Annotated in this window: 6 protein-coding genes; 3 read left to right on the plus strand and 3 right to left on the minus strand. The window is 72.6% G+C overall.

Features of this window, described 5'->3' with window-relative positions:
- Together DEP02_RS28070 and kbpA are read right to left on the minus strand one after the other, a co-directional pair.
- Window positions 1-942, minus strand: a 942-nt coding sequence (locus DEP02_RS28070; protein ID WP_157977556.1) for a serine/threonine-protein kinase, incomplete at its 3' end; no start/stop codon positions are given.
- Between the two features lie 190 nt (window positions 943-1,132).
- The gene (kbpA, locus tag DEP02_RS28075; RefSeq protein WP_112470484.1) at window positions 1,133-1,858 is read right to left on the minus strand and encodes an AfsK-binding protein KbpA; all 726 of its coding nucleotides are present in this window, start codon (window positions 1,856-1,858) and stop codon (window positions 1,133-1,135) included.
- A gap of 134 nt (window positions 1,859-1,992) precedes the next feature.
- Here kbpA and DEP02_RS28080 point away from each other — a divergent pair, with 134 nt between their 5' ends.
- Window positions 1,993-2,628, plus strand: a complete 636-nt coding sequence (locus tag DEP02_RS28080) for a TetR/AcrR family transcriptional regulator (protein ID WP_112470485.1) — start codon at window positions 1,993-1,995, stop codon at window positions 2,626-2,628.
- 213 nt (window positions 2,629-2,841) lie between these two features.
- Window positions 2,842-3,507 (plus strand): pyridoxine/pyridoxamine 5'-phosphate oxidase, encoded by a 666-nt coding sequence (locus DEP02_RS28085; protein WP_112470486.1) that lies wholly within the window; start codon window positions 2,842-2,844, stop codon window positions 3,505-3,507.
- A 6-nt stretch (window positions 3,508-3,513) separates the two neighbouring features.
- On the opposite strand, the gene DEP02_RS28090 is transcribed toward DEP02_RS28085, so the two are convergent.
- Window positions 3,514-4,395 (minus strand): GNAT family N-acetyltransferase, encoded by an 882-nt coding sequence (locus tag DEP02_RS28090; RefSeq protein ID WP_112470487.1) that lies wholly within the window; start codon window positions 4,393-4,395, stop codon window positions 3,514-3,516.
- Window positions 4,396-4,687: 292 nt separating this feature from the next.
- Here DEP02_RS28090 and DEP02_RS28095 point away from each other — a divergent pair, with 292 nt between their 5' ends.
- Window positions 4,688-5,956, plus strand: coding sequence for a flavin-containing monooxygenase (locus DEP02_RS28095; RefSeq protein WP_112470488.1), 1,269 nt, complete (start codon window positions 4,688-4,690; stop codon window positions 5,954-5,956).
- The last annotated feature ends 130 nt before the right edge of the window (window positions 5,957-6,086 follow it).

The following is a 6,086-nucleotide window of genomic DNA, read 5'->3' on the forward strand; positions in this document are numbered from 1 at the left end:
CCGGCCGCCGCCGCGGGGGCCGGGCGCGGCGGGCTGGACGGCCGGGCGGATGCCGCGGCGGGACTCGATGAGGGCGACGGCATGCTCGGGCAGCCAGGCGGAGGCCGTACCGCTGTCGTCGGAGCCGGAGCCGAACAGATGCGGGGCGAGCTGGGCCTGCAGGTCGGCGGGGTTGGGCCGGCCGGTGGCCTCCATCTGCATGCAGGACTCGATCAGCGGACGCAGCTCGTCCGGGAGCCCTTCCAGGTCGGGGCCCTCGCGCAGCAGCATGAAGACGGTCTCGACGGGGTTGGCGCCGTGGAAGGGCGGATGCCCGGTGGCGGCGAAGACCAGCATGGAGCCGAGCGAGAACACATCACTCGCACCGGTCACGCTGCGGGAGTCCTTGGCCTGCTCCGGGGACATGTAGGCGGGGGTGCCGACGGCGACGTTCGTCATGGTCAGACGGGTGTTCGACACCCCGGAGGCGATGCCGAAGTCGATCACCCGCGGCCCGTCCTCGACGACGAGCACGTTGGACGGCTTCAGATCGCGGTGCACCAGCCCGGCGCCGTGGATGGACTGCAGCGCCTCGGCGACGCCCGCCGCGAGCCAGCGCACCGCCTGGACCGGGAGCGGCCCGCACTCGGTCACTATCTCCTCGAGGGACGGCGCGGGGACGTAGGCGGTGGCCAGCCACGGCACGGCGGCCCGCGGGTCGGCGTCGACGACCGCGGCCGTGTAGAAGCCGGAGACCGCCCGGGCCGCCTCCACCTCGCGCGTGAAACGGACCCGGAACAGCTGGTCCTCGGCCAGCTCGGTCCGGACCGTCTTGATCGCCACGCGCCGGCCGGACGCCGAGCGCGCGAGATAGACCAGCCCCATGCCGCCGGCGCCCAGCCGTCCCAGCACCTCGAACGGCCCGATCCGCCGCGGATCGTGCTGCGTCAGCTGATCCACCACTTGCCTGCCACCTCCCCGTACGAGCCGCGCCACCCACAATATGTACGCGACCGAAGTGCAGCGTCTCACCACCGCACCGCCGCGGCGGCACACCCCCCGATTCTTCCTGTCCGGCGCACAGGTTGCGAACCCGGCGACGAAACGGGATGCCTCGGTGCAAAATCTTCCCTTCCCGCCCAGGATGCGGATTTCACCTCTGCAGCACGGCGAAGGACGCCCCCTGATCGTCGGCGACGACGGCCACGTTTCCGTACGACGTCCCGAAGGGCGGCACCTGCACCCGCCCGCCGAGCCGGCCGACCTCGCCGAGGGCGGCCTCGACGTCCGCCACACGGAAGTGGACGAGGAAGTGCGGCGGCATCTCGGCCGGGAAGACGTCGGTGACGGCGGCGCGGCCGAAGTCGGGCTCGGCGTCCGGGCCGAAGAGGGCGTCGTGGAAGAGTCCGCCGTAGAAGGCGTTGGCGGCCTCGGTGTCGCGGGCGTACAGCTGGGCCCAGACGAAGGTGCCCGGCTCGTGGCGCCGGCCGAAGCCCGGGTGGCTGCCCGGCTGCCACAGTCCGAAGACGGCGCCCTCGGGATCGGCGGCGAGGGCGGCCGTGCCGAGGTCGTCGACCGGGGCGGGGGGCATGACGACCTGCCCGCCCCCGGCCCTGATCCGCGCGGCCAGCGCCCGGGCGTCGGGGGTGGCGAAGTACACGGTCCACACGGTGGGCATACGGCCGTCCGTCTTCGGCGCGAGCGCGGCGACGGGTTCCCCCTCCAGCCGGGCCGGTACGAACCTGTCGTACGCCTTCTCGTCGAAACTCCACCCGAAGAGCTCACCGTAGAAGCGTTTGCCCGCCTCAAGATCGGGAAGCTGCGCGTCCACCCAGCAGGGGATGCCCTCTGTATATGCGGATGCCCTGTTTTCGGCCATGCCGCCAAATTATCCGGGTCGCGCGCGCCCCGCCTTTCAGGCACACCAGCCTCTTTGACCCCTTGCACCCCATTTGCAGTCGGCCAAATCGCGCTCCGATCACCCCTCGGTAAGCTGACGACATGACAGGACAAGTGCGTACCGTCGACGGCCGCGTGGCCGGTCGACGTGGGCAGGAGACCCGGCAGAAGCTGCTCGACTGCCTCAGCGAGATGCTCAGCTCGTCACCGTACCGGGACGTCAAAGTCATCGATGTCGCCCGGAGGGCGGGGACTTCTCCCGCGACTTTCTATCAGTATTTTCCGGACGTCGAGGGCGCCGTCCTGGAGATCGCCGAGCAAATGGCCGCCGAAGGGGCCGGATTGGCCGGACTGCTCGAAGGCCGCTCCTGGGCCGGCAAGGCAGGCTGGCAGACGGCGCAGGAACTCGTCGACGGATTTCTGGATTTCTGGCGCAAGCACGACGCGATTCTGCGCGTGATCGACCTCGGGGCCGCCGAGGGCGACAAACGTTTTTACAAGATCCGTATGAAGATCCTGAACTCCGTGAACAACTCCCTGGCGGACTCCGTTGCCGAACTCCAGTCCAAAGGCAGGGTCGACAAGGACGTGAGCCCGGCCGCGATCGCCGGTTCACTGGTCACCATGCTCGCGGCGGTCGCCTCGCACCAGAAGGGCTTCTCCTCCTGGGGCGTGAAGCAGGCCGACCTCAAACCGAACCTGGCGCTGTTGGTCCACCTGGGCATCACCGGCAGGAAGCCGACGAGATAGCCGGGGGACAGCCCACGACCCGGCCTCGGATTCTCCGTCCCGGTTCCTTCTTGTGCCCCAAGTCCTGTCAGGCAGGCGGCGGTCCACCCGGGTGGACCGCCGCCTGTTGCGTTGCACGGCCCGCTGTCCGCGCTCCGGTGGACGGCCCGGCCCCGTTCCGCGAGCCGGTCACGGTGGACGAGGTCCTGTCCCGCCGGAGCGATACTCAAGACCATGGAACCGGATCTCCACGAGCTGCTGAAGTCACTCCGCGTCTGGGACCCGGAGGTCACCGAGCTGCCCGCCCTCGACCCGGCGACGGCCCCCGGCACCCCCCTCGTCCTCTTCGCGAGGTGGTTCGCGGAGGCCGCCGCGGCCGGGCAGACCGAACCGCACACGATGTCACTGGCGACGACGGACCAGGACGGCCACCCGGACGTCCGTATCGTGATGCTGCACGGCGCCGACGCGGAGGGCTGGTCCTTCGCGACCCACGCCGGCAGCCGCAAGGGGCGGCAGCTGGCCGCCCGCCCCCACGCCGCCCTGGGCTTCTACTGGCCGGTCCAGGGCCGCCAGGTCCGTGTCCGGGGCCCGGTCACGGCCGCCACGCCCGAGGAGGCGCAGTCCGATCTGCACGCCCGCTCGACGGGCGCCCTGGCCGCCGCGCTCACCGGCCACCAGAGCGAGGTGCTGGCCGGCCTGGCCGAGCTGGCCCAAGCCTCGGAGTCGGCCTGGGAGCGCGCCCGGCGCGAGCCGGACACCGAGGTCCCCTCCTGGACCCTCTACCGTCTCCGGCCGGCCGAGGTCGAGTTCTTCCAGGGCGAGGCCCGCCGCCGCCACGTACGCCTCCGCTACCGCCGTACGGAAGGCGGCTGGTCCCGCGAGCTGCTGTGGCCCTGACGGGGCTCAGCCGAAGTCGTACACCGCGAAGTCGGACACCGGGCGGTAGCCGATCCGCTGGTACAGCCCGTTGCTGGTGGGATTGGCGAGGTCGGTGAACAGCAGCACCTCCTGGGCTCCCGACTCCAGGGCGGCGCGGCTGACCTCGGCCGTCACGGCTCCCGCGTACCCCCGCCTGCGCAGGTGCGCCGGTGTGTAGACCGCGACCACGCGCACCTGCCCGGCGACCTCGGGGGACGTTCCCGCCATGGCGACGGGTGTCCCGTCCGACGCCTCCCAGAGCATGACGTCACCCCGCTCGACGTGCTCGTCCGCCCACTCCTCGGCGTCCCGGAAGCCGGGCTCGCCGACCTCCGCGCAGAACTCCTCGAACCACTGGACCAACAGCTTCCGGTCCGCCCCGCCCGCCACCCTCGCCCGCCCGGGCGGGACCGGCTGCGGGACGGTCAGCTCGCCCAGCCGGTAGAGCCGCATCCGCTGCCGGAGGGCGCCCTCGGCGCCCGTGCGGCGGCGCCAGGCCTCGGTGAAGGCGGCAGCGGTGTCACGGTCCGCCGAGACGCCGGGCAGCTCGCGCCCCGCAGCGGCCAGCCGGGCCGCCAGTGCGCCGGCCTCCTCCTCGGTCAGCGGGGTGAGGCAGACGGGATGCGGCGGCGTACGGAGGAAGGCCCCGCGCACGCCCGCGGTCCCCCGCCCCTTCCCCGCCAGTACGCCGAACTCGGGATCGGCGTCCCCGTAGATGCGCGGGCCGCGCGAGCGCAGGGTCTCCGTCACGGTCAGGTGGACCGTGTGCGGTGCGGGCCGTGAGCGGAGGAACTCCCCGGCGCGCGCCAGGAACTGCTCGACGTCCTCGGTCAGGTACCAGTCGTTCTGGTCGTCTTTGGAAGGCATGCTCCATGGTCCTGCCCACGGCCGCTTCACGCCTCCGAATTAAGCCGCCCCCGGCTCAAGGGCCCCTGACTCCGGGCCCCATGGGCGCGGGAGCAGCCCGTGCCCTTCCCCCCCCCGTACCGTCGAAGGGCTCTGGGAGTCATGGAGGTTGGCGGCGAGGTCGGCGGCGAGGTCGGCGGCCGGCGGCTCGTCGAACAACACACGGCCGGAACCGCGCAGTCGTGATCAATCCGCAATCAATTCCGCTCTTGACTGAGACCCATCAACCAGGTGCGTGATTACGCTCGCGCTCATGACCGACTCCGTGTCCGACTCCGTGTCCGGCCCCGTATCCGGCTCCGACGCCACCACCGCCTCCGCCGCGCAGCCCGCCGATCGCCCCGTGTACGTCATCGGCGGCGGTCCGGGCGGGCTGGCCGCCGCCCACGCGCTGCGCGCGCGGGGGATACGCGCCGTCGTCCTGGAGCGGTCCGACCGCGTCGGAGCGTCCTGGCGACGCCACTACGACCGGCTGCACCTGCACACCACCCGGCGCCTGTCCGGCCTGCCCGGGCTGCCGATGCCGCGCCGGTTCGGCAGGTGGGTCTCGCGCGACGACGTAGTGCGGTACCTGGAGAGGTACGTCGAACACCACGGGCTGGAGATCGTGACCGGGGTCGAGGTCTCCCGCCTCGAGCGCACGCCGGACGGCACCGGCTGGCTGCTGCACGCCACCGGCGGGCGGGAGCTGACCGGCGGCGCGGTGGTCGTCGCCACCGGCTACAACCACACGCCCCGCCTGCCCGACTGGCCCGGCCGTGAGTCGTACACGGACGCGTCCGGCGAGCTGCTGCACGCCTCGGAGTACCGCAACGCCAAGCCCTACACCGGCCGTGACGTCCTCGTCGTCGGCGTCGGCAACACCGGCGCCGAGATCGCGGTGGACCTGGTGGAGGGCGGCGCCTCGCGGGTACGGCTGTCGGTGCGCACCGCCCCGCACATCGTGCGCCGGTCGACCGCCGGGTGGGCCGCCCAGTACACGGGGATCGCCGTACGGCGGCTGCCGGTCGGGCTGGTCGACAGGCTCGCGAAGCCGCTGGCGAGGCTGAGCGTGCCGGACCTGTCGGCGCACGGCCTGCCCCGTCCCGGCACGGGCCTGTACTCGCGGGTGCGCGAGGGCGCGATCCCCGTCCAGGACGTCGGTCTCCTCGACGCCGTCCGCGAGGGCACGGTGGAGATCGTGGCCGCCGTCGACGGCTTCGAGAACGGCAAGGTCGCCCTCGCCGACGGCACCCGTATCCAGCCGGACGCCGTCATCGCCGCCACCGGTTACGTCCGCGGCCTGGAGGGGCTGGTCGGCCATCTCGGCGTACTCGACTCCCGCGGCCGGCCCGTCGTCCACGGCGCCCGCACCCCGAAGGACGCGCCCGGCCTGTACTTCACCGGTTTCACCAACCCCATCAGCGGCATGCTCCGCGAGTTGGCCGCCGACGCCGAGAAGATCGCCAGGGCCGTGGCGAAGGCCGACGCCAGGAGCGGCGCCCGCGAGGACGGCCGACGGGTCTCCCGGCTGCCGGCCTGATCCCGCCGTCGCTCGCCCCTGTCCGCCGGCGAAGAGTTGTCCACAGCCTGTGGACAGGCTGGACGCGGGAGGTCCGGCCCGGCGGGCGGCGCGCTCCTGCCGCCCCGAACACGGCAGCGCGCGCCGCCCG

It is taken from the genome of Streptomyces triticisoli, assembly GCF_003270085.1.
Lineage (GTDB): Bacteria > Actinomycetota > Actinomycetes > Streptomycetales > Streptomycetaceae > Streptomyces > Streptomyces triticisoli.